We start from the raw sequence: 26,460 nt of genomic DNA on the forward strand, positions 1-26,460 counted from the left end.
TTACTCCGCATTCGGTTGGTGAAGCGCCCGAATCGGGGGCACCCAGCTGTCGACACTTTGCTCGATCAGACGGAGCGCGTGTTCAAAGGAAGACCGAGGTTGGCGGTAAGGATCTGGAATATCGACCCGTTCGTGTTCTCCGATACAGAACACTTTTCCCGCCGAGGTCGGGTAACGCCGGTGCACTTCTTGTTGCTGCGCACGGTCCATGACGAGGATCAGGTCGGCTTGTACGATCATCGGCGTATTCACCAGTTGCCCGCGATGTGCCGCGATGTCCATGCCGGCTTCGTCCATCAATGCAACGGAAATGGGATCAGCGGGCGCGCCGATTACTGCATCAAGTCCGGCGGAATGGACGGTCATGGCAGGCAGCGCGCGGGACAAAAGCGCTGCCGCCATCGGGCTTCGGCAAATGTTGCCAATGCACAAGACAAGGATGTTTTTCATGACATCACTTCGCTACGACGGCGGCGGTGAGACCTGCGTTGATCGCGGGCATCAGCAAGCTGAGAACACGGCTGAAACGCACGAGGTTGCCGCTGTCCACGTACACCACGTCGTGCGGTTGCAGGTCGAACTGGTTGGCGAGGATCATTGCGACCGGAGACTTCGCATCGAGATGGAAGACCTTGGGGGTGTCGCCGAGCGAGTCGCGTATCACGTAGACCTGGCCGGGATTTGACGACGCCAGATTGACGCTGCCTGCCTGCGCCAAAGCGTCCGACAAGCTCAGCTTGCCGTTGCGCATCGGCATCGCGGTGGTCGGCTTGTTCACTTCGCCCATGACGAAGACGCCGCTTTCGTCGCGAGCAGGTACACGCAGCACGTCACCGCTCTTGAGCACGATTTTCGAAGGATTCTGACCGCGTTCCAGCATCTGCGAGAGGTTGATTGGATGCGAAACGCCATCGCGCACGATGACCATGCGGCTTTGATCAGCGGTCGGGCTGAAACCGCCCGCACGGCTGATGGCCTCGTATAGTCCCATGGGGATATCGTTGATCGGCTGCGGACCCGGCGTATGGATTTCACCATCTTTATAAATCTGCGACGCCCGGTAAGAAGCGACGCGAAGCGTGACCTGAGGTTCGACGAACGACTTTCCGAGTGCCCTCACCAGTACGGCCTGTGCTTGCTCCGCGGTGAGGCCGGCTACGTGCACGCGACCGGCGTATGGAAACATGACGTCGCCGCGCTGGTCGATGACAAATCCCGCTACCGGATCAGCCGCGCGCGTTGCAGTTTGCGTGGGTGCCAGCTGTGCGGCGGCGAGTTCCGGGTGGTCCCAGACGGTAATCTGCAGTACGTCGCCGGGGCCGAGAACATAGGGCGTCGCGGGCGAGATCAGCGATTCGTTCAAGCCGGGCGCCTGACGGCTCTCGTCGCGCAATTGCCTGATCAACGCAACGTCGATTTCGCTCGTGGCGGATTGCAGTTGCGCTTCTTTACTCGCGTCTTCAGCGCCGGCGGTTTGCATTTGCGCCGTAGTACTTGTAGATATGTTTGCAGCCGCGCCGGTATCCATTTTCCATCCCGGCACAGCGGCGCAGGCCGACAATAGCGTGCCGGCGGCGCCTAGCGCTGCCAGTCTGAGCACGGTCGAGCGGACGGGTGTATTTGGGGTATTCATGAGGTCCTTCCATTCAGTTCATTGATGTTTGGTTCGTGGCGGGTCTTGTGCGGAGCTTCAATAAGCATTGCCATGCTTGAGTCCTTTCAAGACCGTCGCGGCCACGATGCGCATGTCCAGCGCGAAGGACCAGTTGCGGAGGTAATAGAGGTCGTGGTCCACGCGACCCTGCATTTTTTCGACGCGGTCTGTCTCACCGCGAAAGCCGTTGATTTGTGCCCATCCCGTGATGCCAGGCTTGATGCGGTATCGATGGATGTAGTCATCGACCACTGTCTGGTAGAAAGCGTCATGTTCGATTGCGTGAGGTCGCGGACCGACGACCGACATGTCGCCGATCAGCACGTTGATGAATTGCGGCAGTTCGTCCAGGCTCGTCCGGCGCAGGAACGCGCCAACGCGCGTCACGCGCGGGTCATTGCGGGTGGCCTGCTTCAGGACACCTTCGTCGTGCTCATGCATGCTCATGGAACGGAACTTGAAAATCCGGAACACCTGTCCATCTGCGCCCTTGCGGCGTTGCGTGAACAACACCGGACCGGGAGAGGAGAGCTTCACGGCCAGCGCGATGACAATCATGAGCGGCGAAAGTACAAGCAGGGCGATCGCTGCGAACACACGATCGAACATGTCCTTGTTGGCAAGCGCGAGCGGCGACAAAGGCGACGCAACCAGGTTGATTGCAGGCATGCCGATCATGTCGATGACACCGCCATCGAAAAGGCTCAGGCTGCTGACGTCAGGGAAAAACCGGATGTTGATCAGGTCATTCCTGAACTCTTTTACGAGGCTCGTAATAAGCGGCTGTTCGGACAATGGCATCGCCAGCCAAAGCTCGCGAACGTTACCGGTGCGTACGTGCTGCACGAACGCCGGAATCGACGCATGGCGCGAAATGGCAGCGTTGCGCAACTGGTGACTGGCGTGCGGATCGAACGTCATGACCGCGTGAAAGCCTGACTCGCGTGATGCTTCCATCCTGCGGATCAGCAAGTCGCAATGCTCGCTCGCGGCGACGATCGCTACGCTGCGCAGGCTGGATTTCGCATGACGCATCCGTCCAAGAATGATGCGGGCGGTCAGGCGTGACAGCGCCAACGCGGCGGCGGTGATAAGGGTCCAATAGCCAAACCACAGACGCGATACAAGATCGGTCCTGTGGATGCAGAATGTCACGAGCAGTCCGCACAGTTGTGTCATCAGCCAGACGAATTCGATCTGTCCGAGCACGCTGCCGAGCGGCTTCGTCGCTTGATCGCTGTACACGTGAAATGCGTGAAACACGGCAAGCGAAAGCGCCATCGAAAAAGCCGTGGTGGACGCGACGATTGCTGCTGTTCCTGCCGGCGCGCTGTCGCCGAAGCGGAGTTGATAAGCCAGCGCGGCGCCGGCCAGGATCAGCGTGACATCCAGAACGCGGTTGAGAAGACCTTTGAGATTCAGCATGCTGGCCCCTGAACAGAGAGGGCCGCGCCAATGCTGTTTGAACGTGCGAATCCGGTCGACTCGATCACTGGCGCAATGCGAGCGTCGCATTTATCGCATTTATAGATATGCCATGTGTCTTTTAAAGTCATTATGATCACTTCAGTTAATCTGGTATTAAACAATTGCGTCCGATACTGCTGTTTTCGCGAGGCGGCTATCGATTGCTGAACGATCCGAATTAATCGTCGATTGCAAAACTTCGAGGGTTATGGGCGCGGGAAATGGTTTGCACCGAGGCAATGCGGACCTCCGAAATCATTCAGGAGGTCTGTGCCGGAAAGAGCCGTGCCCTGTCATCGAGTGGACGTATTCTCACTGATCGATGACCCCTTGCTGATCGGAGCAGTCTTAAAGAGATAGGGTTCAGTCTTAAAAGACGGTGTTGCGGATATGGGAATTAACTGTGTGAGATACGATTTTTAATCGTGGTTAAAAACAAAAAGGGCATCCCGATTATTCAAACCGGAATGCCCTTGGTTGATGATTAATCTATCAGACGATGATTACATTGAAGCAACCACTTCCATCTTCCGCGCCTTCACTCCCGATGCGACAAAATAGGGTGTATCGACACGAGCGAACGGCGCACGCCCGCGAATCGCGTCGGCGATCTTTTCAGCGAGCATGATGGTCGGCGCGTTCAGATTGCCGGTCACGATCTGCGGCATGATCGACGCGTCGACCACGCGCAGTGATTCGAGCCCATGCACGCGGCCTTCGCTATCTACGACGGCCATATCGTCGTAACCCATTTTGCACGAGCATGACGGATGGTAGGCAGTTTCCGCGCGTTGCTTGACGAAGGCATCGAGTTGATCGTCGGTTTTCAGATCAGCGCCGGGATGCAACTCGCGGCCACGATACTTCTTCAACGCCGGCTGCTGCATGATCTCGCGCGTAATGCGTATTGCATCGCGGAATTCACGCCAGTCGAGCGGGTCCGACATGTAGTTGAACAAGATGCTCGGATGTGCGTTCGGATCGCGCGACTTCAGCTTCACGCGACCGCGACTGGGCGAACGCATCGACCCGACATGCGCCTGGAATCCATGCATCTTGATGGGATTCGAGCCGTTGTAGTTGATCGCGACAGGCAGGAAGTGATACTGAATGTTGGGCCACAGATCGTCGTCGCGCGTGCGAATGAAACCGCCGGCCTCGAACTGATTGCTCGCGCCAATACCCGTGCCCTTCAACATCCATTCAATGCCGATCTGCGGCTGGTTCCACCACTGCAGCGCGGGATACAGCGACACGGGTTCGAGGCATTCGTACTGCATGTACATCTCCAGATGATCCTGGAGATTCTCACCCACGCCGGGCAGGTCGTGGACCAACGGGACGTCGAGTTCGCGCAGCCACGTGGAGCGTCCAACGCCCGAACGCTGCAGCAGTTGTGGCGATGCGATCGCACCGCTGCACACCAGCACTTCGCGACGCACATGGGCAGTCACGTTTTCGCCGCCATGCAGGTACACAACGCCGATGGCCCGCTTCCCCGCGAACAAGACCCGGTCGGTCACCGCGTGCGTGACGATAGTGAGGTTGGGCCGATCCTTCGCGCGGTCGAGATAGCCCCGCGCCGTACTCGATCTGCGGCCTTGCGGCGTCACCGTTCGATCCATTGGTCCGAAGCCCTCCTGACTGTAGCCGTTGAGGTCATCGGTGCGCGGATAGCCTGCTTGTACGCCGGCTTCGACCATTGCGGCGAACAATGGATTGTTGCCGGGCTTCGATGTCGTCACGTGGACCGGACCATCGCCGCCATGATAAGGATTGGGTCCGACGTCACGTGTCTCCGCTTTGCGGAAATACGGGAGGCAATCGGAATACGTCCAGTTTTCAAGGCCTTTTCTGTTGGCCCATCCATCGTAATCGAGCGCGTTGCCGCGGATATAGCACATGCCGTTGATCAGCGACGATCCGCCAAGCCCTTTGCCACGGCCGCATTCCATGCGACGGTTGTTCATGTGCGGTTCGGGATCGGTTTCGTAGGCCCAGTTGTATCGGCGGCCCTGCAACGGATAGGCCAGCGCGGCCGGCATCTGCGTGCGGAAATCGAAACGGTAGTCCGGTCCGCCAGCTTCGAGCAGCAGCACGGTAACGTCGGCGTCTTCCGTAAGACGCGACGCCAGTACGTTGCCCGCCGACCCCGCGCCGACGATGATGTAATCAAACTCCTTCGCGCTCATCGACCGCTCCTTAGAACACGGGTTGGTAGGGGCCCATCTCGACCTGAACGGACTTGATGCTGGTGTAGTGTTCGAGTGTGGTGATGCCGTTCTCGCGGCCGACGCCCGATTGCTTGTAACCGCCCACCGGCATTTCAGCGGGCGATTCGCCCCAGGTGTTGATCCAGCAGATGCCGGCCTGGATGGCATGAATCACACGATGTGCACGCGCAAGATTCTCCGTCACGACGCCCGCGGCCAGTCCATAAGATGTCGCGTTCGCTCGCGCAATGACTTCCGTTTCGTCATCGAAGGTCAGGATGCTCATGACTGGCCCGAAGATTTCCTCGCGCACGATCCGCATGTCGTCGCGGCAATCGGTGAAGACAGTCGGCTCGACGTATTGCCCTTGAGCAAACGCACCGTGCTCGATCCGCGATCCTCCCGCTATCAGCCGCGCGCCTTCCTGCTTCCCGCTTTCGATAAACCCCAGCACCTTGTGTAACTGAGCGGCGCTGACGAGGGGGCCGAAGTTGGTGCTGTCGTCTGTCGGGGACCCGATGCGAATGCGCTTCACCCGCTCGAGCAGCAGCGCCTCGAAGCGCGCATGGACGGTCCGCTGAACGAACACGCGCGTGCCGTTGGTGCAAACCTGGCCGGAGCTGAAGAAGTTGGCGCTCATTGCAATGTCGGCTGCGCGCTCGAGATTGGCGTCATCGAAAATGATCAGAGGCGACTTGCCGCCGAGTTCCATCGTGACTTCTTTCAACGATGAACCGCCGGCCATCGACATGACTTTCTTGCCGGTTTCAACGCCGCCTGTAAACGATATCTTTGCAATGTCGGGGTGCGTTGCCAGCATTGCGCCAACGCGGCCGTCGCCTTGCACGACATTGAATACCCCTGCCGGTATGCCTGCCTCCGTAAAGATTTCAGCGAGTTTCAACGTGCTCAGAGGCGTGACTTCACTTGGCTTGAAAATCATCGCATTGCCTGCGGCGAGCGCCGGCGCCGCCTTCCAGCATGCGATCTGGATCGGATAATTCCACGCGCCGATGCCCGCGCAAACGCCGAGCGGTTCGCGCCGTGTATAGACGAACGATGTCGGACGCAGCGGGATCTGCCGGCCTTCAATGGCCGTCGCGAGTCCAGCGTAGTACTCGATGACATCGGCACCCGTCACGATATCTACCGCGCGGGTCTCCGTAATCGGCTTGCCGGTGTCACGCGTCTCAAGCGCGGCGAGTTCGTCGTTGCGTTCGCGGAGAATGTCCACTGCGCGTCGCAAGATCCGCGAGCGTTGCATCGCGGTCATGGCGGCCCATTCACGCTGGCCTTCATGCGCCGATCGCACTGCGCGATCGATATCGGCGGCGCTCGCCTGCTGGACGCTTGCAAGCGTCTCGCCGGTGGCGGGATCGATGCTGTCGAACGTCTCACCGCTGGTGGCGTCCACGTAAGCGCCGCCAATATACAGGCGCTGCAATTCGAGTGCGGGCATGGTGTAGTCCTTTAGGTGAGAGTGCGGCCGCGTGTATCGAGCACGAGGTCGATGTAATCGTTGGCGAGCCGGATCGCCGACTTCGTATCGAACGGTTCGCCCGACAAGGCGCCGCGCAACCACAAGCCATCGATCAACGCGGCCAGCCCGCTTGCCGCACGACGCGCTGCAACACGCGGCAAGGCCTTCGAGAAATCCGCGCACAGATTTGAGTGGAGGCGTCGCGTATTGATACGCTGCAAGCGCTGCAATTGCGGCTTGTGCATGCTCTCCGACCAGAACGCGAGCCACGTCTTTGTTACGGGATTGCTGACTTGCGCTGCGTCGAAATTCGCGGCTACCACGGCGCGCAAGCGCGCCCGCGGTTCGTCTTTCGCCGCACGGCGCTTGCGCGAGGTTGCGTTCCACAAGTCGCGCAGCACGTGCCGCATGGTGGCTTCGAGCAGGCCGTCTTTGTCGCCGAAATAATGACTGACGATACCCGTGGAGATGCTCGCACGCTGCGCGACAGACGCGAGCGTCGTGCCGGGAAGACCTGCATGGTCGATGGTAAGCAGGGTCGCATCGATCAACTGCGCCCGGCGGATCTCGCGCATTCCAAGCTTGGGCATGGACATTCTCTCTTTAAAACGGTTGCCAGATGCGTGACCTGAATCCTAGGTATTTTATATTGAACGGTCAATCAATAAAAAACCGTCGTGTCGGTTTCGGCCAAACCCGTGTCGCGTTGGAGGCGCATGCCCCATGCGGGACGGGACTACGCTCCTGAGACGGTGCACGGCGTTGTCAGCCGTGCGGATCGTCCACGAGAGAAAGGAGACAAGGCAATGAGCAACAATCGCGGCGTTGTGTATTTAGGGCAGGGCAAGGTGGAAGTGCAGTCCATCGACTATCCGAAAATGGTTGACCCGGGCGGCCGGCAAATCGGCCATGGCGTGATTCTCAAAGTCGTCACCACGAACATTTGCGGCTCCGACCAGCATATGGTGCGAGGCCGCACGACCGCTCAAGTCGGGCTGGTGCTCGGTCACGAGATCACGGGCGAAGTGATTGAAGTCGGGCGCGATGTCGAGACGCTCAAGATCGGCGATCTGGTTTCCGTGCCATTCAACGTGGCATGCGGACGATGCCCGACCTGCAAGGCGCAGAACACCGGCGTATGCCTGAACGTTAATCCATCGCGTGCAGGCGGCGCTTATGGTTACGTCGATATGGGCGGCTGGATCGGAGGGCAGGCGGAATACGTCATGGTCCCTTACGCCGATTTCAATCTGCTGAAGTTTCCGGATCGCGAGCAGGCAATGTCCAAGATTCGCGACCTCACGTGTCTATCTGACATCCTGCCGACGGGGTATCACGGCGCAGTGATGGCGGGCGTGAAACCTGGCTCGACGGTTTATATCGCAGGCGCCGGACCTGTGGGGATGGCTGCCGCGGCGTCGGCGCGTCTGCTCGGCGCCGCTGTCACGATTGTCGGCGACATGAACGAAGAGCGGTTGGCGCATGCACGCAAGGTCGGATTCGAGACGGTGGATCTATCGAAGGATGCAACGCTCAGCGAGCAGATCGCGGCGATCCTCGGCACGCCGGAAGTGGATTGCGCCGTCGATTGCGTCGGCTTCGAAGCGCATGGCACCGGCAGCAGCGGACACCAGGAAGAAGCGCCAGCAACGGTGCTGAACTCGCTGATGGAAATCACACGCGTGGCCGGGGCGATCGGCATTCCGGGCCTTTATGTCACCGACGATCCGGGCGCCGCCGATGCAGCCGCGAAGAAAGGTGCATTAAGCATTCGCTTCGGTTTGGGCTGGGCCAAATCGCATTCGTTTTTCACAGGGCAGACGCCTGTCATGAAGTACAACCAGAACCTGATGCAGGCGATCTTGTGGGACCGCTTGCCGATTGCGGATATCGTGAACGTGTCGGTGGTGACGCTCGATCAGGCACCGGATGGGTATCGGCAATTCGATGGGGGTGCGCCGCGCAAGTTCGTAATCGATCCGCACGGGTTGCTGAAAGCCGCTTGAGGCTCGTGCTCCAAGGGCGTCGTTATGAGGCTTTAAATAAGGCCTTAAGCGGCGCTCTGGACGACCGCCATTGAAGGAACGACGGCGAGCGGTGGCAACTGGCGGCGGCGTTCGCGAGTGGGCGCCGTTCCGAATGCATCGCGATAACTCTTGCTGAAGTGGCATGCCGACTGGAATCCGCAAGCCATCGTGATGTGCATGATCGACATATCGGTCTGCAGCAGCAGTTCGCGCGCGCGACGCAGCCGCAATGTCAGGTAGTAGTGCGTCGGCGTCATGCCGAGATGTTCACGAAATAACCGCTGCAATTGCCGCTGTGACATCCCCGCGAGCCGCGCGAGTTCTTCTCGCGACAACGGCTCTTCAATGTTGTTTTCCATCAGCGAGATCACTTCGAACAGCGACTTGTTCGCCGACCCGAGGCGCGCGACGAGCGGCATGCGCTGCTGCGCGCTGGTATCGCGAACATGCTCCACGATGAACTGTTCCGCGATCTGCGTGACCTTCGCGGAACCCACACGCGTGGCGATCAGGTTCAGCATCATGTCGAGCGGCGCGACGCCGCCGGTACACGTCACACGATCCCGGTCGATAACAAAAAGCTCCTTGAGAAATCGTGTGTCGGGAAATTCTTCTTTAAGCGCCGACATGTTTTCCCAATGGATCGCGCATGCGTAACCGGCGAGCAGACCCGCGCGTGCGAGTGCATACGTTCCGGTGCAAAGGCTCCCCAGCGCGCTGCCGAGTCGCGCGAAGCGGCGCAACGCAGCGAGATGGGCCGCCGTGGTTTCACGTTGCACATCGATACCGCCCACCACGAACACGATATCCGGTTGCCCTACGCAATCGACCGGGCCGGTATCGACGGAAAGACCGTTGCTTGCCGCCACCGGCCCACCTTCCGGGCTCACGATGGACCACGTATAAAGCTTTTGCCCCGTCAGATAGTTCGCCATGCGCAGCACTTCGATAGCGTTGGTGAACGCGATCATCGTGAAGTTCGGTAGCGGCATGAACGCAAAGTGCGCGAGCGACGCGGTGCGATCGGGGGACATGGAGGAATGATTCCTTCGAATCTTTGGGTTGCTGTGTCGTGGGGCACGACTATGGACATTTTGTAGATGTTTGCAACTAGCATGCCATCAGGCTAAACCCTATTGGCATTGAAGCTTACGCAAATGTAAGTGCCAAGCAGCGCACCGGGACGGGGATAGTGTGCAAGTCGCGCACCGCGCGAGCGCGCGAATTGTCCGCCGCAGTGCAGCAACAGACCGCATAACTCAAAGCGCGCGATGCGACTTGTGTAAAACGGACGCTCATGTCGGAAAAGGCCAAGAATACGTCTAAATTCATAAATTGGCGGATTCAGCGAAAGTCAAGAATAGACGCATCAGGAAGGGGTTTCAAACGCTTCGGCATGACGAATTCACTTTCCAAAATACGACTTGTCCCCGAACCACGGATGCTTCAATGGCAAATTCCACGACCCGCCCCGCCGCGCCTTTCTTTGACGAACCGCTTGCCACTCGCGATGCATCCGTGCGCAGCGCGATCCTCAAGGAACTGGAGCGCCAGCAATCGCAAATCGAATTGATCGCGTCGGAAAACATCGTGTCGCGTGCGGTGCTCGAGGCGCAGGGTTCGGTGCTAACGAACAAATACGCGGAAGGGTACCCGGGCAAGCGTTATTACGGCGGTTGCGAATTCGTCGATGAAATCGAAACGCTTGCCATTGATCGCGTGAAGCAGATCTTCAACGCGCAGTTCGCGAACGTGCAACCGCACTCGGGCGCACAGGCCAACGGCGCGGTGATGCTGGCGCTGACCAAGCCTGGCGACACGGTGCTCGGCATGTCGCTCGATGCGGGAGGCCACCTGACACATGGCGCCAAGCCAGCCATGTCCGGCAAGTGGTTCAACGCGGTGCAGTACGGCGTGAATCGCGAGACCATGTTGATCGATTACGAGCAGATCGAAGAACTTGCGATGCAGCACAAGCCGACGTTGCTGATCGCAGGTTTCTCAGCCTACCCCCGCGAACTTGACTTCGCGCGCTTGCGTGCCATTGCCGACAAGGCCGGCTCGAAGCTCATGGTCGACATGGCGCACATCGCCGGCGTGATCGCAGCGGGGCGTCATCAGAATCCGGTCGAGCATGCGCACGTGGTGACATCTACCACGCACAAGACCTTGCGCGGTCCGCGTGGCGGCTTTGTGCTGACCAACGACGAAGACATCGCCAAGAAGATCAATTCCGCGGTTTTCCCCGGCCTCCAGGGCGGCCCGCTCATGCATGTGATCGCCGGTAAGGCCGTTGCCTTCGGCGAGGCGCTGCAGCCTTCGTTCAAGACGTATATCGACAATGTGCTGGCGAATGCCAGGGCGCTGGGCGAAGTGCTCAAGGCCGGTGGCGTGGATCTCGTCACGGGCGGCACGGATAACCACTTGCTGCTCGTCGACCTGCGTCCGAAGGGATTAAAGGGCAATCAGGTCGAGCATGCGTTGGAACGCGCCGGTATCACCTGCAACAAGAACGGCATCCCGTTCGATCCGGAAAAGCCCACCGTTACTTCGGGCGTGCGCCTCGGTACGCCGGCCGGCACCACGCGCGGTTTTGGCGTGGCCGAATTCCGCGATATTGGCCGCCTGATCGTGGAGGTGTTCGACGCGCTGCGCGACCATCCGGAAGGCCATGCCGACACAGAACACCGCGTGCGCCGCGAGATCTTCGCGCTGTGCGAACGCTTCCCCATTTATTGATTACGTCCTCCCATTCTGGAGCATGAGATGAGCACACTGCACGACACCAGCATCATCATCGACGGGCTGAATATTTCGAAGTTCGAGCCTTCTGTGTTCGAGGACATGAGAAAGGGCGGCGTGACCGCAGTGAATTGCACCTTGTCGGTCTGGGAGAGCTTCCAGAAGACCGTGGACAACATCGCCGAGATGCGCCAGATGATGCGCGAACACAGCGACATTCTCACGCTCGTGCGCACCACCGACGACATCCGCCGCGCCAAGCAGGAGAACAAGACGGGCATCATCTTCGGTTTTCAGAACGCGCATGCGTTCGAGGACAACCTCGGTTATATCGAAACGTTCAAGCAGCTCGGCGTGAACGTCGTGCAGCTTTGCTACAACACGCAGAACCTGGTTGGTACAGGATGTTATGAGCGCGACGGCGGTCTTTCCGGGTTCGGCCGCGAAGTGATCCAGGAAATGAATCGCGTGGGCATCATGGTCGACCTTTCGCACGTGGGCGGCAAGACGTCTTCGGAAGCGATCGCTGCATCCACGAAGCCGGTCTGCTATTCGCACTGCTGCCCTTCGGGCCTGAAGGAACATCCGCGCAACAAGACCGACGAACAGCTCAAGGAAATCGTCGACGCCGGCGGTTTTGTCGGCGTGACGATGTTCGCGCCGTTCCTCAAGCGCGGCCCGGATGCAACCGTCGAGGATTATCTTGAGGCGATTGAATACGTGGTCGACCTGATTGGCGAAGACAACGTCGGTATCGGCACGGACTTCACGCAAGGCTATAGCACGGAATTCTTCGACTGGATTACGCATGACAAGGGTCGTTATCGCCAACTGACGAACTTCGGCAAGGTCGTGAATCCGGAGGGCATCCGAACGATTGGCGAGTTTCCGAATTTGACCGCCGCGATGGAACGCGCGGGCTGGAGCGAGTCGCGCATCAAGAAGGTCATGGGCGAGAACTGGGTTCGCGTGTTCGACAGCGTCTGGAACGTCTAAAGCCCTCATCCTTAGGAAGAAAACACAATGCAACCGCAACTGCCTATCGACGTCGATCCGGAAACCGGCGTCTGGACAACCGACTCACTGCCCATGTTGTACGTGCCGCGTCATTTCTTTACGAACAACCATGTGGCTGTCGAAGAAGCGTTGGGACGCGAAGTGTATGCAAAGAGCCTGTACTCGGCGGGCCACAAGTCGGCGTACCACTGGTGTGACAAGGAAGCGAAGCAGCACGGTATCAGCGGCATGGCGGTGTTCGAACATTATTTGAAGCGTTTGTCGCAGCGCGGCTGGGGTTTGTTTTCCATCGTCAAGAGCGATCCGGCTGCATCTACTGCCACCGTGCACTTGCACAACTCTTCGTTCGTGCTTGCGCAGCCGGGCAAGGAAGGCAAGCTTTGCTACATGTTCGCCGGATGGTTTTCGGGCGCGATGGACTGGGTCAACGATACCGCGCCGGAAGGCGCGAAGAGAGGTCCGAAGTCCTCCTCCGTCGAAACGCAATGTGCTGCGGAAGGCTATCCGCACTGCGTTTTCGAAGTGACGCCGCTGGCCGCATGAACGCGTGACAAGCCGCACAGTACATAGATAAATCCGAGGTCGATCGCGATGCGCTACCCCAACCTTTTCAAGCCTCTCACGCTGAATAAGCTGACTCTGCGCAATCGCATTGTCAGCACCGCGCACGCGGAGGTCTATGCGGAACCGGGCGGTTTGCCGGGTGACAGATATATCCGTTATTACGAGGAGAAGGCGAAGGGTGGTGTGGGATTGGCGGTTTGCGGCGGGTCGAGCCCGGTGTCCGTGGACAGTCCGCAAGGCTGGTGGAAGTCGGTGAATCTGGCGACCGACCAGATCATCGACCCGCTTGCGCGTCTTGCCGAAGCCATGCACAGGCACGGCGCGAAGATCATGATCCAGGCAACGCACATGGGCCGCCGCACCGCTTATCACGGCGAGCATTGGCCTCACCTGATGTCGCCTTCGGGCGTGCGCGAGCCAGTGCATCGCGGTAACGCAAAGATCATTGAAGTCGAAGAAATCAAGCGCATCATTTCCGATTTTGCAGCCGCTGCAAAACGCATCCAGGACGCCGGTATGGACGGCGTTGAAATCTCGGCTGCACACCAGCACCTGATCGATCAGTTCTGGAGCCCACGCACGAATTTTCGTACCGATGAATGGGGCGGCTCGCTCGAGAACCGCCTTCGTTTTGGTAACGAAGTGCTCATGGCCGTGCGTGAAGCTGTGGGTCCGGATTTCTGCGTCGGCCTGCGCATGTGCGGCGACGAATTTCACGAAGACGGACTCGATCACACGCAGCTGAAAGAGATCGCTCAGTCGATGTCCGAGTCGGGTCTTATCGATTACATCGGTGTGATTGGATCGGGCGCGGATACGCACAACACGCTTGCGAACTGCATGCCGCCGATGGCCTTGCCGCCCGAGCCGTTCGTGCATCTTGCAGCCGGGATCAAGTCGGTCGTGAAGGTACCGGTCATGCACGCGCAAAGTATTCGCGATGCGGGCCAGGCTGAGCGCCTGCTCGAATCAGGCATGATCGATCTGGTCGGCATGACGCGTGCGCAGATCGCTGATCCGCATATGGTCATCAAGATTCGCGATGGCCGCGAGGACGAGATCAAGCAATGCGTGGGCGCGAACTATTGCATCGACCGCCAGTACAACGGGCTCGATGTGCTGTGCGTGCAAAACGCGGCGACATCGCGTGAATCGACCATGCCGCATGTGATTGAAAAGTCGCGCGGGCCAAAGCGCAAGGTGGTTGTCGTCGGCGCGGGTCCTGCCGGACTGGAAGCGGCACGCGTTGCGAAATCGCGTGGCCATGATGTGGTGCTGTTCGAGAAGAACGACTATGTCGGCGGGCAGATCATGCTGGCCGCGAAGGCGCCGCAACGCGAGCAGATGGCCGGCATCGTCCGCTGGTTCGATATGGAAACGAAGCGCCTTGGCGTGGACCGCCGCCTGGGTGTCGCGGCTGACGAAAAGATGATCATGGCTGAGAAGCCGGACATCATCGTGCTGGCGACGGGCGGTTCGTCTTTCACGCAACAGGTTCCGGCGTGGGGCGTCGAAGAAGGGCTTGCCGTGAGTTCCTGGGACATTCTTTCGGGCAAGGTCGAACCGGGCAAGAACGTGCTGGTGTATGACGGCGTCAGCATGCACGCAGGTGCGGGCGTGGCGGATTTCATTGCGAGCCGTGGCGCGAATGTCGAGATCGTCACGCCCGACGTCAAGGTCTCGGATGACGTTGGCGGCACGACGTTCCCGATTTTTTATCGGCGGCTGTATGCGCAAGGTGTGATCTCCACGCCGAACTACTGGCTCGATAAAGTCTATGAGGAAGACGGCAAGAAGATCGCCGTGATCCGCAACGAATACACCGAAGAGCAGGAAGAGCGCGCGGTCGATCAGGTCGTGATCGAAAATGGCATCACGCCAAACGATAACCTCTACTGGAAGCTCAAGCCCGAGTCGCTCAATCGTGGGCAGGTCGATGTCCACAAGCTCTTTGCGTCCGAGCCGCAACCGTCGTTGAGCGAAGAACTCGGCAATGGCCGTTTCCTGCTGTTCCGCGTTGGCGATTGCATCTCCATGCACAACATCCACGGCGCGATCTACGACGCGCTGCGCCTTGTCAAGGACTTCTGATAATGAGCCCGGTGTTTGTCATTACCGCGTTGTTGTGGTTGTCGGTGGCGGGTCTGGCATTCGCATTGTTCAAACGCGCATCGTACTGGCGTGAAGGGCGCGCAACGGCCGCGGGTGCATACGGCTGGAACAATCTGCTTTCCATTCCAAAGCGCTATTTCGTCGATCTGCACCACGTGGTCGCGCGTGATCCGTATATTGCCAAGACGCACGTAGCGACGGCGGGTGGCGCCATCGCTGCAATGGGGCTCGTGTTCATCAACTACGGGCTGGCGATATATTCGCCATGGATCGACAAGCTGATCTTCCTGGCTGCGTTGATCATGCTCGTGGGCGCCGTGTTCGTATGGCGTCGCAGGCATGGCGCGAAAGCGGTCCCGGCGCGTTTGTCGCGTGGTCCGTGGGACAGCCTGCCGCTGTTGCTGGGCTCGTTTGCGCTCGGGCTTGCGCTGTTCATCATGTTGCCTGCATCGGCCATGTCAGGCGCGCTGGCGATCATCGTTGCGCTGCTGATTGCAGCCGGCGCGTTCACCATGACTTTCGGCGCTGCACGCGGCGGTCCGATGAAACACGCGCTCGCAGGTTTGCTGCATCTCGCGTTTCATCCACGCCAGGAACGTTTCACTGGCCGCAGCCATGAGCATGACGTGGTGCCGCCGACCGCCCTCAAGATGCCCGTGCTCGATGCAAAAGAATATGGCGTATCCAGGCCGGTCGAGTTCCGCTGGAACCAACTGCTCAGTTTCGATGCGTGCGTGCAATGCGGTAAATGCGAGGCGGCGTGTCCCGCCTTTGCGGCAGGCCAGCCGTTGAATCCGAAGAAGCTGATCCAGGATCTCGTGACGGGCATGGTCGGTGGAACGGACGCGGCGTATGCGGGCAGCCCCACGCCCGGAATTCCGCTCGGCAAGCACTCCGGCGCGCCGTCGAAACCGCTGATCTCCACAATGATCGAAGCGGACACCATCTGGTCCTGCACCACATGCCGTGCGTGCGTGCAGGAATGCCCGATGTTGATCGAGCACGTGGACGCTATCGTCGATATGCGGCGCAACCAGACGCTGGTCGAAGGCATCGTGCCGGGCAAGGGTCCGGAGACGCTCGCGAACCTGCGCGAGACGGGCAGCGCGAATGGCTTCGACATTGGCGCGCGTTATGACTGGGCGGTCGATCTGCAAGTCCAGGTTGCGCAACCCGGCCGTCCGGTTGACGTGTTGCTGATCGCAGGCGAAGGCGCGTTCGACATGCGCTACCAGCGCTCGCTGCGTGCATTGGTCAAGGTGTTGAACAAGGCCGGCGTGGATTACGCCGTGCTTGGCGGCATGGAAACGGATACCGGCGACACTGCCCGTCGTCTCGGCGATGAAGCCACATTCCAGCAGCTCGCTACGCAACTGATCGCAACGCTCTCGCAGTATTCATTCGGAAAAATCGTCACCGCCGATCCCCACGTCATGCATAGCTTGCGTAACGAATATCGCGCGCTTGGTGGCTTGTATGAGGTTCAGCATCATACTGCGCTGATCGCGGAACTCGTGGCGAGCGGCAAGCTGAAACCCTCGGCGGAAAGCGCGCTCGCGACGGGCAAGACCGTCACGTATCACGACCCGTGCTATCTCGGCCGCTATAACGGTGAAACGGAAGCGCCGCGCACGTTGCTCCGGACCATCGGCATCAAGGTGGTCGAGATGGAACGCAATGGCATGCGCGGCCGATGCTGCGGCGGGGGCGGGGGCGCTCCTCTCACGGACATTCCCGGCAAGCAGCGCATTCCCGATATCCGGATCAACGACGCTCGCGCGATCAACGCGGAGATCGTCGCGGTCGGCTGCCCGAACTGCACGGCGATGCTCGAAGGGGTGGTGGGTGCGCGTCCCGAAGTGCTCGACGTGGCCGAACTCGTTGCAGCGGCGCTGGAGTAAGCAATGCATACAATCAAACGAATCGATCCGCGCCGGCCGTTCTCTGTCACGGCTGAAGGTCTCAAGCGCATTACCCTGGGTGTTGTCGGCGCAGCAGGCGACGCTGACCTTGTGGCGCTCGGCGGCCATCGCGAACAGGTTAAACCGCAGCGCATGACTTCTGCGGCGCTTCGTTCGCTGCTCGTGGCGGCGCACAGCGATCGCGGATCACTCGATGACCACGCGCGCCAGACGCTTGCCGCCGCCGCGTTGCTTGCGGACGCGGCCACGCAAGTGGTGCTGCTGGTCTTTGGCGAATTGAAGGACGATGCAGCCGCGCTCGGCGCGGACAAGGTTATCGCAATGCCTGCGTTCGACCGGCGCGCGTTCACGCCCGATGCCGCGCTGGACGCGCTCGCTGCGTGTGTTGCGGCGTATTCGCCATTGCATATCTTTTTGCCCGATAACGCCGCCGGTGACGGCGACCTCGGCCGTCGATACGCGGCGCAAGCCAAGGCATCGGTCGCGACGCAAGTCGTCGAAATCGACGCCACGCACGTCTCGGTTCACACGCAAGTGCGCAAGGCTTATGCGGTGCGTGCATTGCCCGACGTGATCCTGCTCGCACCGAATGCGGTCGATGTCCGTTTGCCTTTCGTCGGCGCGGGCGAGCAGGTTGCGGCTGAACAATTCGCCACGGCGAGTTTGAAAACAGCAAGCCCGTACAAGGACCTCGGCATCGAGGAAATTGACGCCGCGCAGGTTGCGCTGGAGGAGGCGGACTTTATCGTTTCGGCAGGCAACGGCGTTACCGATGTTCCCGCGTTCGAGCGGCTGGCGAGCACGGTCGGCGCGGCGGTCGGCGCGAGCCGCGTTGCCGTGGACGACGGCAAATTCCCGCGCGATAAACAAATCGGTGCGACAGGCAAGACCGTTGATGCAAGCATCTATATCGCCTTCGGGATCTCGGGCGCCGTGCAGCATTTGCAGGGCATCAAGGATTGCCGCCACGTGATTGCAGTGAACCTCGACGCCAGTGCTCCGATAGCAAAACGCGCGAACCTCACGATCATCGGCGACGCGGCCGAAACGATTGCAGCACTGACCGATGCCGCCGCCGCAGCACGCAGCGCACGTGCAAATCCAGGCGTAATGGCGGCGCACGGCAGCAATGTGCCGAACGCAGCAAAGCTGGAAGGAGCGCTCGCATGAACTCCAACGCATCGACGGCGAAACGCGCGGCGCGAATCGCGGTGCTCGTATCGGTTGGCCGTCATCCCGTGAGTGGCACTCAGCGCTATAGCCGCAACGACGCCGCTGCGCTGACCCTCGCCACATCGCTTGCCGCAAGACATCACGCGACGCTCGACGTGATCCACGCCGGCGACCCCACGAACGCGGCGTTGCGCGAATACCTCGCGCTGGGCGCGGCGAAAGTCGAAGTGCTCTCGGTGGCCGAGGGTGATGAAATAGCGCCGTCATTGAGCGTTCGCCTGAAGGGCTACGACCTTATTCTCACCGGCACACGCGCGGAAGGCACGCAGGACAGCGGCATGTTGCCGTATCAACTTGCCGACGCACTCGACATGCCGTTGCTTGCATCGGCGGTGGACATCGAGGTCGAAGCGGACCACGTGACGGTCCGGCAATTCCTGCCGAAAGGTTTGCGCCGCCGCGTGCAGGCGATGCTTCCGGCGCTGATCGCCGTGCATCCGATGGCCAACGCCGCGCCGCGCTACGCGTACGCAAAGCTGCGCGAAGGTTCCATCGAAGAGGTGCTTGTCAGCGCCGCCAGCGCATCGGACAACACGGCATGGTCCATCAAACCCGCGACCGCAAAACCGGTCCGTCTGGCCGCTGCCGAGAAACGCTCGGGACACGCGCGCATGCTCTCCGCGACGACGACTGAAAGCCGCGGCGGAAGCGTCGTAATTGAAGGGACTTCCGTCGAAAAAGCACAAGTGATCCTGGCGTATTTGCGCGAGCATCAACTCGTGGATTATTGATTCGCCATATGAAATTTCCCGCGCGTTCAAGGTCGCACGGGGTACCAAACCTCGGAGTACACGATGAAAGTTTCCGCTGACGTTCGCGCAATGATCGAACGCCGCAAGAAGGGCCACACGCTCGAAGCGCCGTTCTACGCGAGCGAGGAAATTCACGCACTGGACATGGACGTGATCTTCCGCAAGCACTGGATTCAGGTGGCGGTCGAGCCGGATGTGCCGGAAGCGGGCGACTACATGACAGTGGAACTTGGCAACGATTCCATTTTGATCGTGCGCGACGACGACATGCAGATCCGTGCATTTCATAACGTTTGCCGCCATCGTGGCGCGCGTCTGTGCAGTTCGGAAAAGGGCTCGCTTGGGAATATCGTGTGTCCGTACCATAGCTGGACATACAACCTGAACGGCGATCTGATGTTCGCCGAGCATATGGGCGAGCAGTTCGACAAATGCAAGCACAGTTTGAAGAAGGTCCATCTCGAGAACCTTGCCGGGCTGATTTTCATCTGCCTCGCGGAAACGCCGCCTGCCGATTTCGCGGTGCTGCGTGCGTCGATGGAACCTTATCTGCTGCCGCATGGTCTTGCCAATTGCAAGGTCGCGGCTTCGATCGACATCATTGAAAAGGGTAACTGGAAGCTCACGATGGAAAACAACCGCGAGTGCTATCACTGCGTCGCGAACCATCCTGAACTGACCATCTCGCTCTACGAATACGGCTTTGGTTATCAACGTTCCGCCGATAATGAAGAAGCAATGGCCGCGTTCGACAAGACCGTTGAAGAGCGCACGAAGCAATGGGAAGCGATGAACCTGCCGTCGAAGGAGATCGATCGACTCGCAGACCTCGTCACCGGCTTTCGTACGCAACGCCTGCCGCTCGATCGCAGCGGCGAGTCGCAGACCATGGACGCCAAGGTTGCATCGACAAAGCTCCTGGGCGGTTTCGAGCAAGCGGATCTCGGCGGCCTGTCGTTCTGGACGCAACCGAACTCATGGCATCACTTCATGAGCGATCACATCGTAAGCTTCTCGGTGATTCCGCTGTCAGCGGGTGAAACGCTCGTGCGCACCAAGTGGCTGGTGAACAAGGACGCGCGTGAGGGTATCGACTACAACGTGGATAACCTCACGGCCGTCTGGCGCGCGACCAACGATCAGGACCGCGCGCTGGTTGAATTTTCGCAGCTCGGCGTGACCAGCAGCGCATATGAGCCGGGTCCGTATTCGCCATTCACCGAAGGCCTCGTGGAGAAGTTTTGCGAGTGGTATATCGGGCGTCTCGAAGACTACGCGAATACGCCGGATGAAGCGGTCGTGCCGTCTTCGCACGGCGAGAAAGTCGTGTCGTTCAAGCGTTGATTACAACGCGGCACTCAGGTCTTAAGCGGAGAAACAGATGATGCGCGATCAGGCGACGTTCGAGCCCGCCCCGAACCGAGTCACCCAGCCCGAGTTCTGGGGCAAGCTTCCGGCGCGCTGGGACAGCGATATCGACGACACACTCGTCTGCTGCCACGTGCGTCAGGAAACGCATGACGTAAAGAGTTTTTTCTTTCGCGCGCCGAATGAGCGGACCTTTGTTTTCGAACCGGGCCAGTTCATTACGCTTGAACTCGAGATAGACGGCGAGTCGATCAATCGCTGCTACACCATTTCGTCGCCTCCCACACGGCCGCATACCATCTCGATCACGGTGAAGCGCGTGCCGGGCGGAAAGGTTTCGAACTGGCTTCACGATAACCTGCAGACCGGTGGCAAGGTTCGCGTGCTGGGACCCGCCGGTGAATTTACTTGCGCGCGGCATCCCGCGCGCAAGTTTCTGTTTTTATCGGCGGGATCGGGGGTCACGCCTCTGATGTCCATGAGCCGCGCGCATCACGAGCTGGGCGAAGATCGTGACATCGTGTTCCTGCATAGCGCCCGCACGCCGGACGACATCATCTTCGCGCGCGAGCTCGACCTGATCGCGGCGAACCAGGCGAACTTCCGGACTGCCTTCGTGTGCGAACGCGTCGGCGCGAGAACGAACTGGCCGGGTGTGACCGGTTTCCTGACATTGCCCTTGCTCAAGCTCATCGCGCCGGACTTCATGGAGCGCGAAATCTTCACGTGCGGTCCGGCGCCGTATATGAAAGCCGTGCGCGATCTCCTGGCGGAAGGCGGCTTCGATATTAAGCATTATCACGAGGAAAGCTTCTCATTCGAGACAATCGCCGAGGTTGCGGCTGAACTCACGACGGCGCATGTCGCCGATGCTTTGCGGTCTCACGAAACGTTCGCCGAAGCACGTGAAACGGCGATCGGCTTCGCGCCGGTGCCCGAATTCGAACCAATCGCCGCGCCCGTTGAAACCACGTTCAAGGTCAGCTTCGCCAAAAGCAATCGCGAGATTGAATGCGGCAGCGGACAACATGTGCTCGATGCGGCGAAGAAATCCGGCGTCCGTCTGCCGGCATCCTGCACTCAGGGCATGTGCGGCACGTGCAAGGTCAAGTTGATTTCCGGCGAAGTGCAGATGAAGCACAACGGCGGCATTCGTCAGCGGGAAATCGATCAGGGCATGGTGCTTTTGTGCTGCAGCAAGCCTCTGACCGATCTTGTTGTAGACAAGTAAGGGTATTCATCAGGACCGGCGACGCACCGGGATAAAACGAGGTCGCATCCGGACAACTGGGTGTCGAAAAAAAACCAGTCGGCGTATTTCTGGCCAGTGATTCTAAAGCCTCAATAGTGTGTACCGCGAAGGGGAGAAGACAATGAAACTGATCAAGAAGCTAGTGGTATTAAGCGCGATGAGCGCAGCGTTGGCCGCAGCCAGTGTGTCCGCCATCGCCGCCGATGCAAAACCGACCATCAAGATCGGTTATGTGGAAGGCTGGGATGACAGCGTGGCGACGTCGAACGTGGCGGCGCAGATCATCGAGAAGAAGCTGGGTTATCCCGTGCAGCTCGTGCCCGTGGCAGCGGGTGTGATGTGGCAGGGCGTGGCGCGCGGCGACCTCGATGCAACCTTGTCGGCATGGTTGCCGGTCACGCACGGCGCGTACTGGGAAAACTTCAAGACGAAGGTCGTCGACGTCGGTGTGAACTTTCCTGATGCGAAGATCGGCTTGATCGTTCCGGAAGATGCGCCGGTCACGAGCCTTACGGACCTCGAAGCGAAGAAGGCGGATTTCGGCGGACGGATCGTGGGCATCGATGCAGGCGCGGGTGTGATGTCGAAGACATCCGAAGCAATCAAGGCCTATAACCTCGACTACACGCTGATGCCAAGCTCGGGCAGTGCGATGACAGCGGAACTGGCCCGTGCCGAGAACGCGAACAAGCCGATCATCGTGACAGGCTGGAAGCCACACTGGATGTTCGCGAAGTACAAACTGAAGTTCCTGGAAGATCCGAAGAAGGTGTTCGGCGAATCCGAGCACGTGGACAGCGTGATCAATCCGGGACTTGAGACGAAGGCACCGACAGTGGTCGCATTCTTGAAGAAGTTCCAGTGGAAACCGGGTGAGATCGACAGTGTCATGCTCGCGACCACGAACGGCGCAAAACCGGCCGCTGCTGCGGATGCGTGGGTGAACGCACACGCGGACCGTGTTTCGAGCTGGACGAAGTAAATTCGTTCTAACGCTTCAACGAGAAACGCCGCTTGATTCAAGCGGCGTTTTTTATTGGTAGATCGAAACGACTACAGCACGACCGTCCGATCGCCGTTGATAAACACCCGCCGCTCGATAAACGCCTTTACCGCCCGCGCGAGCGTGATGCATTCCACATCGCGTCCGGTCGCAAGCAAGCGCTCCGGCTTGTATGAATGGTCCACGCGTTCGACCACCTGTTCGATGATCGGACCTTCATCCAGATCATCGGTCACGAAATGCGCGGTCGCGCCGATCAGCTTGACGCCACGCGTGTGCGCCTGATGGTAAGGCTTTGCGCCCTTGAATCCGGGCAGAAACGAATGATGGATGTTGATCGCGCGTGCGGCGAGCTTGCGGCTTGTCTCGCCTGAAAGGATCTGCATGTAGCGCGCGAGAATCATCAGCTCGGCGCCGGACGTGTCGAACAGGTCGAGCAAGCGCGCTTCCTGCTGCGGTTTGGTATCGGCGGTGACGGGGAGATGATGAAACGGCAAGCCATGCTGGATTGCAAGCGGTTCAAGGTCACGATGGTTCGACCCGATCCCCACGATATCCATCTTCAGCTCACCCATGCGCCAGCGGAACAGCAAGTCCGCAAGGCAATGCTCCAGCTTCGAGACCAGAATCAGCACCTTGGGCCGCGCATCGACGTTATGGATGGCCCAGGTCATCGAAAAACGCTCGGCGATGGGCGCGAATTCCTGCTGCAGCGCGGCGATCTGCAGCGTTTCATCGCGATCCACGCCGTGGAAAACGCAGCGCACGAAAAAGCGCTGGCTGAGGTCGTCGTCGAAGACGGTGAGTTCATCGACGTAATAGTTGTGCCGGTCGAGGAAGCCGACCACGGCTGCAACCTGGCCCGCGGCGCTTGGGCAAGCGACCGTGAGCACGAGTCGATGGGGTTGGGCTATAGACGCCATATCGCTGGACATGCGGTTCTCCACTCTGCAAAGGGCAGCGCCGCGAAGGCAGCGCGTGTACTTCGCAGTAGAGCAAACCGCACAGGACTGCGGCTAGAAGTTATGCGCCGTGATAATGGTATCGGAGCGTCAAGCGGGGGTATGGGAAGCCAGGCCGCACTCGGCCAGCAGCCAGTCGCGGAATGCGCAAACTGCCGTTGTTTGTGCGCGCGGTGAGCTGAGCAGATATCCGCCATCGGTCATGACTGGTTTATCGAATAGTTGTACCAGTTGCCCGCTTGCGATGAGTTCGTCCACGAGCGGCGCCCATCCGAGGGCCACGCCCTGGCCCATGATCGCGGCGTGCGCTACGAAGCCGTAGCTGTTGAATGTAATGCCGCGATGCGCGGGCGGCGCGGTCAGCCCGTGCGCTGCGAACCATCCGTGCCACGAAAGCCATCGTTCCGGATTCGTGGGTTCAAGGTGCAACAAAGGCCATTCGCTCAGGTCTGATGGTCTTACCGGTTTGCCACGCCGCGCGAGAAACGCGGGGCTGCATACGGGCGTGACCTGTTCCGGAAACAGCTTGAGCGCGCCGCGCCCGGGCCAGTTCATGGCAACGTGGCCGAAGCCGATCACGATATCCGCATGATCGTGCTCCGCCGCCAGGACGTCTTGCGCGGTGGTGATCCTTACATCGACGTCAGGCATGAGCGCCTTGAATTGCGAGAGCCTTGGCATCAACCAGTATGTCGCAAAGCCGAAGTCGGTCAGAAGGTTGAGCGACTGCTGCGAAGGTGCGGCATGACGCGCGCGGATATCGTTCGTGGCGATGCGGATGGTTTCGAGACTCTGGCGCACCGCTTCGAAGAGGCGCACGCCGTCTTCGGTCAACGTCACGCCGCGATGCCCACGCTCGAAGAGCGGCGCGCCGAGATTCTCTTCGAGCTGCACCACGCGCTGGCTGACGGCCGGCTGCGTGGAGCCGAGCTCACGCGCGGCCGCCGTAAAACTGGCGAGACGCGCGGCGGACTCGAACATGGATAACGCCTGCATTGGCGGCAAACGATCCTGTCTCGACATAAGTGCCCCTTATGAGCTCATAACGTTTTGCTCTCTTCACAGCCGCGATTTGAACGGCAATAGTGATACGCGATGCAGTGTGCCAGCGTTCCACCTTCCGATTCTATTCGAGCCTCGCCCCGATGCTTAAGCCAAGACAAAATATCCTCATCCTGATGGCCGACCAGATGACGCCGTTCGCGTTATCGGCCTATGGTCATCATGCGACAAAAACCCCGAACATGGACGCGCTCGCGGCGCGCGGCGTGGTGTTCGATTCCGCCTATTGCGCGAGCCCGCTTTGCGCGCCGTCGCGTTTTTCATTCTTGTCCGGGAAGTTGCCGTCCAACATAGGTGCCTACGATAACGCCGCCGAATTTCCATCGCAAACATTGACGTTCGCGCATTACCTGCGTGCCGAGGGGTACAGGACCGTTCTTTCGGGGAAGATGCATTTCTGCGGTCCCGACCAGTTGCATGGCTTTGAAGAGCGCCTGACCACGGACATCTATCCCGCCGACTTTGGCTGGACGCCGAACTGGGATGACTTCGAGACCCGCCCGAGCTGGTATCACAACATGAGTTCGGTTATTGATGCAGGTCCTTGCGTGCGTACCAACCAGCTCGACTTTGACGATGAAGTCACCTACACCACGCGCCAGAAGCTGTTCGATATAGCGCGTGAGCGGCAAGCCGGCAAAGATGCGCGGCCGTTTTGCGTGGTGGCTTCCCTGACGCATCCGCACGATCCTTACGCGATTCCGCAGAAGTACTGGGACATGTATCGCGATGAAGACATCCAGATGCCTTCGTATCGCGACACGCTGGACGCCGCCGATCCGCATTCAAAGCGCCTTCGCCATGTCTGCGAAACCGACAAGACGCCGCCGACCGATCAGCAGATCCGCAATGCGCGTCACGCGTATTACGGCGCGATTTCTTACGTCGACGCCCAGTTCGGCGCGATCCTCGAAGCGCTCGATCAGTCCGGCATGGCTGATGACACCATCGTCATCGTGACGTCCGATCATGGCGAGATGCTCGGCGAACGCGGCCTTTGGTACAAGATGACGTTCTTCGAGGGCGGTTGCCGCGTGCCGCTGATCGTGCATGCGCCCGGGCAATTCGAGGCGGGGCACGTGAAGGCTTCGGTCTCGCATCTCGACTTGCTGCCAACGCTCGTTGAGCTCGGCCGCGGTTCGGCGCGGCCCGCGTGGCCTGACACGCTCGATGGTCAAAGCCTCGTGCCGCATCTTCGCGGCGACTCCGGGGCGCACGATGAAGCCATCGGCGAGTACCTTGCCGAAGGCGCGATTGCGCCCATCGTCATGTTGCGTCGGGGCGATTTCAAGTTCATCCATACGCCGGCCGACCCCGACCAGCTCTTCAACGTCACTGCCGATCCGCTGGAACGAACGAACCTCGCGACGTATCCGGAACATGCGGAGCGGGTCGCTGCGTTCGTCAAGGAAATAGCGCAGCGCTGGGACCTCGTAAAGCTGCGAGAGGAAGTCGTGCAGAGCCAGCGCCGCCGTCAATTCCATTTCGACGCCACCACGCAGGGCGTGATCGAGTCATGGGACTGGCAGCCGTCAGTCGATGCCAGCCAGCGTTACATGCGAAATCACATCGACCTGGACACGCTTGAAGCGATGGCACGTTTCCCCGCTGTCAAAAAATAAACAAGTGC

At 59.7% G+C, this 26,460-nt stretch carries 21 protein-coding genes; 12 read left to right on the top strand and 9 right to left on the bottom strand.

What is annotated here, in order from left to right; all coding sequences use genetic code 11:
* The 6 genes from AXG89_RS19895 to betI all read right to left on the bottom strand — a co-directional run bounded on the left by AXG89_RS19895 (position 1) and on the right by betI (position 7,404).
* Positions 1-450 carry a low molecular weight protein-tyrosine-phosphatase gene (locus AXG89_RS19895; protein WP_062171953.1) on the bottom strand — a complete coding sequence of 150 codons (450 nt, stop codon included), beginning with the start codon at positions 448-450 and terminating at the stop codon, positions 1-3.
* Positions 451-454: 4 nt separating this feature from the next.
* Positions 455-1,633, bottom strand: coding sequence for a polysaccharide biosynthesis/export family protein (locus AXG89_RS19900; protein ID WP_062171956.1), 1,179 nt, complete (start codon positions 1,631-1,633; stop codon positions 455-457).
* Positions 1,634-1,690: 57 nt separating this feature from the next.
* The gene (locus AXG89_RS19905) at positions 1,691-3,079 is read right to left on the bottom strand and encodes an undecaprenyl-phosphate glucose phosphotransferase (protein ID WP_062171959.1); all 1,389 of its coding nucleotides are present in this window, start codon (positions 3,077-3,079) and stop codon (positions 1,691-1,693) included.
* A 545-nt stretch (positions 3,080-3,624) separates the two neighbouring features.
* A complete protein-coding gene (gene betA / locus AXG89_RS19910; protein ID WP_062171963.1) occupies positions 3,625-5,313 on the bottom strand; it encodes a choline dehydrogenase in 1,689 nt (562 codons plus the stop codon).
* A 10-nt stretch (positions 5,314-5,323) separates the two neighbouring features.
* Complete coding sequence (gene betB, locus AXG89_RS19915) at positions 5,324-6,793, bottom strand: betaine-aldehyde dehydrogenase (RefSeq protein ID WP_062171966.1); 1,470 nt, start codon at positions 6,791-6,793, stop codon at positions 5,324-5,326.
* Between the two features lie 11 nt (positions 6,794-6,804).
* The gene (gene betI / locus AXG89_RS19920) at positions 6,805-7,404 is read right to left on the bottom strand and encodes a transcriptional regulator BetI (RefSeq protein ID WP_062172604.1); all 600 of its coding nucleotides are present in this window, start codon (positions 7,402-7,404) and stop codon (positions 6,805-6,807) included.
* Between the two features lie 216 nt (positions 7,405-7,620).
* Here betI and fdhA point away from each other — a divergent pair, with 216 nt between their 5' ends.
* Positions 7,621-8,820, top strand: coding sequence for a formaldehyde dehydrogenase, glutathione-independent (gene fdhA / locus AXG89_RS19925; RefSeq protein ID WP_062003571.1), 1,200 nt, complete (start codon positions 7,621-7,623; stop codon positions 8,818-8,820).
* 44 nt (positions 8,821-8,864) lie between these two features.
* Here the strand turns inward: fdhA and AXG89_RS19930 are convergent, their stop codons facing one another.
* Positions 8,865-9,875: a GlxA family transcriptional regulator gene (locus AXG89_RS19930; protein WP_062171969.1), complete on the bottom strand. Its 1,011-nt coding sequence runs from the start codon at positions 9,873-9,875 to the stop codon at positions 8,865-8,867.
* 415 nt (positions 9,876-10,290) lie between these two features.
* Here AXG89_RS19930 and AXG89_RS19935 point away from each other — a divergent pair, with 415 nt between their 5' ends.
* From AXG89_RS19935 to AXG89_RS19980, 10 genes are all read left to right on the top strand, one after another.
* Entirely contained in the window at positions 10,291-11,580 is a 1,290-nt protein-coding gene (locus tag AXG89_RS19935) for a serine hydroxymethyltransferase (protein ID WP_062171970.1), read from the top strand.
* Between the two features lie 27 nt (positions 11,581-11,607).
* The gene (locus AXG89_RS19940) at positions 11,608-12,579 is read left to right on the top strand and encodes a dipeptidase (protein WP_062171973.1); all 972 of its coding nucleotides are present in this window, start codon (positions 11,608-11,610) and stop codon (positions 12,577-12,579) included.
* 27 nt (positions 12,580-12,606) lie between these two features.
* Positions 12,607-13,143: a DUF5943 domain-containing protein gene (locus AXG89_RS19945; protein WP_062171976.1), complete on the top strand. Its 537-nt coding sequence runs from the start codon at positions 12,607-12,609 to the stop codon at positions 13,141-13,143.
* Positions 13,144-13,191: 48 nt separating this feature from the next.
* Positions 13,192-15,255, top strand: a complete 2,064-nt coding sequence (locus tag AXG89_RS19950) for an NADH:flavin oxidoreductase (RefSeq protein ID WP_062171978.1) — start codon at positions 13,192-13,194, stop codon at positions 15,253-15,255.
* A 2-nt stretch (positions 15,256-15,257) separates the two neighbouring features.
* Positions 15,258-17,177 carry a (Fe-S)-binding protein gene (locus AXG89_RS19955; RefSeq protein ID WP_062171981.1) on the top strand — a complete coding sequence of 640 codons (1,920 nt, stop codon included), beginning with the start codon at positions 15,258-15,260 and terminating at the stop codon, positions 17,175-17,177.
* Positions 17,178-17,180: 3 nt separating this feature from the next.
* Positions 17,181-18,368 (top strand): electron transfer flavoprotein subunit alpha/FixB family protein, encoded by a 1,188-nt coding sequence (locus AXG89_RS19960; RefSeq protein ID WP_062171984.1) that lies wholly within the window; start codon positions 17,181-17,183, stop codon positions 18,366-18,368.
* Positions 18,365-19,162 (top strand): drug:proton antiporter, encoded by a 798-nt coding sequence (locus AXG89_RS19965; protein WP_062171987.1) that lies wholly within the window; start codon positions 18,365-18,367, stop codon positions 19,160-19,162. Before AXG89_RS19960 ends, AXG89_RS19965 begins: the two co-directional genes overlap by 4 nt.
* A 63-nt stretch (positions 19,163-19,225) precedes the next feature.
* Positions 19,226-20,527 (top strand): aromatic ring-hydroxylating oxygenase subunit alpha, encoded by a 1,302-nt coding sequence (locus AXG89_RS19970; RefSeq protein WP_062171990.1) that lies wholly within the window; start codon positions 19,226-19,228, stop codon positions 20,525-20,527.
* A 37-nt stretch (positions 20,528-20,564) separates the two neighbouring features.
* Positions 20,565-21,782: a hybrid-cluster NAD(P)-dependent oxidoreductase gene (locus tag AXG89_RS19975; protein ID WP_062171993.1), complete on the top strand. Its 1,218-nt coding sequence runs from the start codon at positions 20,565-20,567 to the stop codon at positions 21,780-21,782.
* A gap of 142 nt (positions 21,783-21,924) precedes the next feature.
* The gene (locus tag AXG89_RS19980; protein WP_062171994.1) at positions 21,925-22,785 is read left to right on the top strand and encodes a glycine betaine ABC transporter substrate-binding protein; all 861 of its coding nucleotides are present in this window, start codon (positions 21,925-21,927) and stop codon (positions 22,783-22,785) included.
* A 71-nt stretch (positions 22,786-22,856) separates the two neighbouring features.
* Here AXG89_RS19980 and purU read toward each other — a convergent pair whose 3' ends face one another.
* Complete coding sequence (gene purU / locus AXG89_RS19985) at positions 22,857-23,729, bottom strand: formyltetrahydrofolate deformylase (protein WP_062172605.1); 873 nt, start codon at positions 23,727-23,729, stop codon at positions 22,857-22,859.
* Between the two features lie 129 nt (positions 23,730-23,858).
* Positions 23,859-24,791, bottom strand: coding sequence for a choline sulfate utilization transcriptional regulator (locus AXG89_RS19990; protein WP_062171997.1), 933 nt, complete (start codon positions 24,789-24,791; stop codon positions 23,859-23,861).
* Between the two features lie 122 nt (positions 24,792-24,913).
* On the opposite strand from AXG89_RS19990, the gene betC reads away from it, so the two are divergent.
* Positions 24,914-26,452 carry a choline-sulfatase gene (betC, locus tag AXG89_RS19995; RefSeq protein ID WP_062172000.1) on the top strand — a complete coding sequence of 513 codons (1,539 nt, stop codon included), beginning with the start codon at positions 24,914-24,916 and terminating at the stop codon, positions 26,450-26,452.
* Positions 26,453-26,460: the final 8 nt, after the last annotated feature.

This window comes from Burkholderia sp. PAMC 26561 (genome assembly GCF_001557535.2).
Taxonomy (GTDB): domain Bacteria; phylum Pseudomonadota; class Gammaproteobacteria; order Burkholderiales; family Burkholderiaceae; genus Caballeronia.

Bases quoted from the DNA above. Each gene is read 5' to 3' on its own strand.
- AXG89_RS19900 (WP_062171956.1), bottom strand. From the start codon at position 1,633: ATGAATACCCCAAATACACCCGTCCGCTCGACCGTGCTCAGACTGGCA.
- AXG89_RS19965 (WP_062171987.1), top strand. From the start codon at position 18,365: ATGAACTCCAACGCATCGACGGCGAAACGCGCGGCGCGAATCGCGGTG.
- AXG89_RS19990 (WP_062171997.1), bottom strand. From the start codon at position 24,791: ATGTCGAGACAGGATCGTTTGCCGCCAATGCAGGCGTTATCCATGTTC.
- fdhA (WP_062003571.1), top strand. From the start codon at position 7,621: ATGAGCAACAATCGCGGCGTTGTGTATTTAGGGCAGGGCAAGGTGGAA.
- AXG89_RS19895 (WP_062171953.1), bottom strand. From the start codon at position 450: ATGAAAAACATCCTTGTCTTGTGCATTGGCAACATTTGCCGAAGCCCG.
- AXG89_RS19905 (WP_062171959.1), bottom strand. From the start codon at position 3,079: ATGCTGAATCTCAAAGGTCTTCTCAACCGCGTTCTGGATGTCACGCTG.
- purU (WP_062172605.1), bottom strand. From the start codon at position 23,729: ATGGCGTCTATAGCCCAACCCCATCGACTCGTGCTCACGGTCGCTTGC.
- AXG89_RS19980 (WP_062171994.1), top strand. From the start codon at position 21,925: ATGAAACTGATCAAGAAGCTAGTGGTATTAAGCGCGATGAGCGCAGCG.
- AXG89_RS19970 (WP_062171990.1), top strand. From the start codon at position 19,226: ATGAAAGTTTCCGCTGACGTTCGCGCAATGATCGAACGCCGCAAGAAG.
- betB (WP_062171966.1), bottom strand. From the start codon at position 6,793: ATGCCCGCACTCGAATTGCAGCGCCTGTATATTGGCGGCGCTTACGTG.
- AXG89_RS19975 (WP_062171993.1), top strand. From the start codon at position 20,565: ATGATGCGCGATCAGGCGACGTTCGAGCCCGCCCCGAACCGAGTCACC.
- AXG89_RS19960 (WP_062171984.1), top strand. From the start codon at position 17,181: ATGCATACAATCAAACGAATCGATCCGCGCCGGCCGTTCTCTGTCACG.
- betI (WP_062172604.1), bottom strand. From the start codon at position 7,404: ATGCCCAAGCTTGGAATGCGCGAGATCCGCCGGGCGCAGTTGATCGAT.
- AXG89_RS19950 (WP_062171978.1), top strand. From the start codon at position 13,192: ATGCGCTACCCCAACCTTTTCAAGCCTCTCACGCTGAATAAGCTGACT.
- betC (WP_062172000.1), top strand. From the start codon at position 24,914: ATGCTTAAGCCAAGACAAAATATCCTCATCCTGATGGCCGACCAGATG.
- AXG89_RS19930 (WP_062171969.1), bottom strand. From the start codon at position 9,875: ATGTCCCCCGATCGCACCGCGTCGCTCGCGCACTTTGCGTTCATGCCG.
- betA (WP_062171963.1), bottom strand. From the start codon at position 5,313: ATGAGCGCGAAGGAGTTTGATTACATCATCGTCGGCGCGGGGTCGGCG.
- AXG89_RS19955 (WP_062171981.1), top strand. From the start codon at position 15,258: ATGAGCCCGGTGTTTGTCATTACCGCGTTGTTGTGGTTGTCGGTGGCG.
- AXG89_RS19940 (WP_062171973.1), top strand. From the start codon at position 11,608: ATGAGCACACTGCACGACACCAGCATCATCATCGACGGGCTGAATATT.
- AXG89_RS19935 (WP_062171970.1), top strand. From the start codon at position 10,291: ATGGCAAATTCCACGACCCGCCCCGCCGCGCCTTTCTTTGACGAACCG.
- AXG89_RS19945 (WP_062171976.1), top strand. From the start codon at position 12,607: ATGCAACCGCAACTGCCTATCGACGTCGATCCGGAAACCGGCGTCTGG.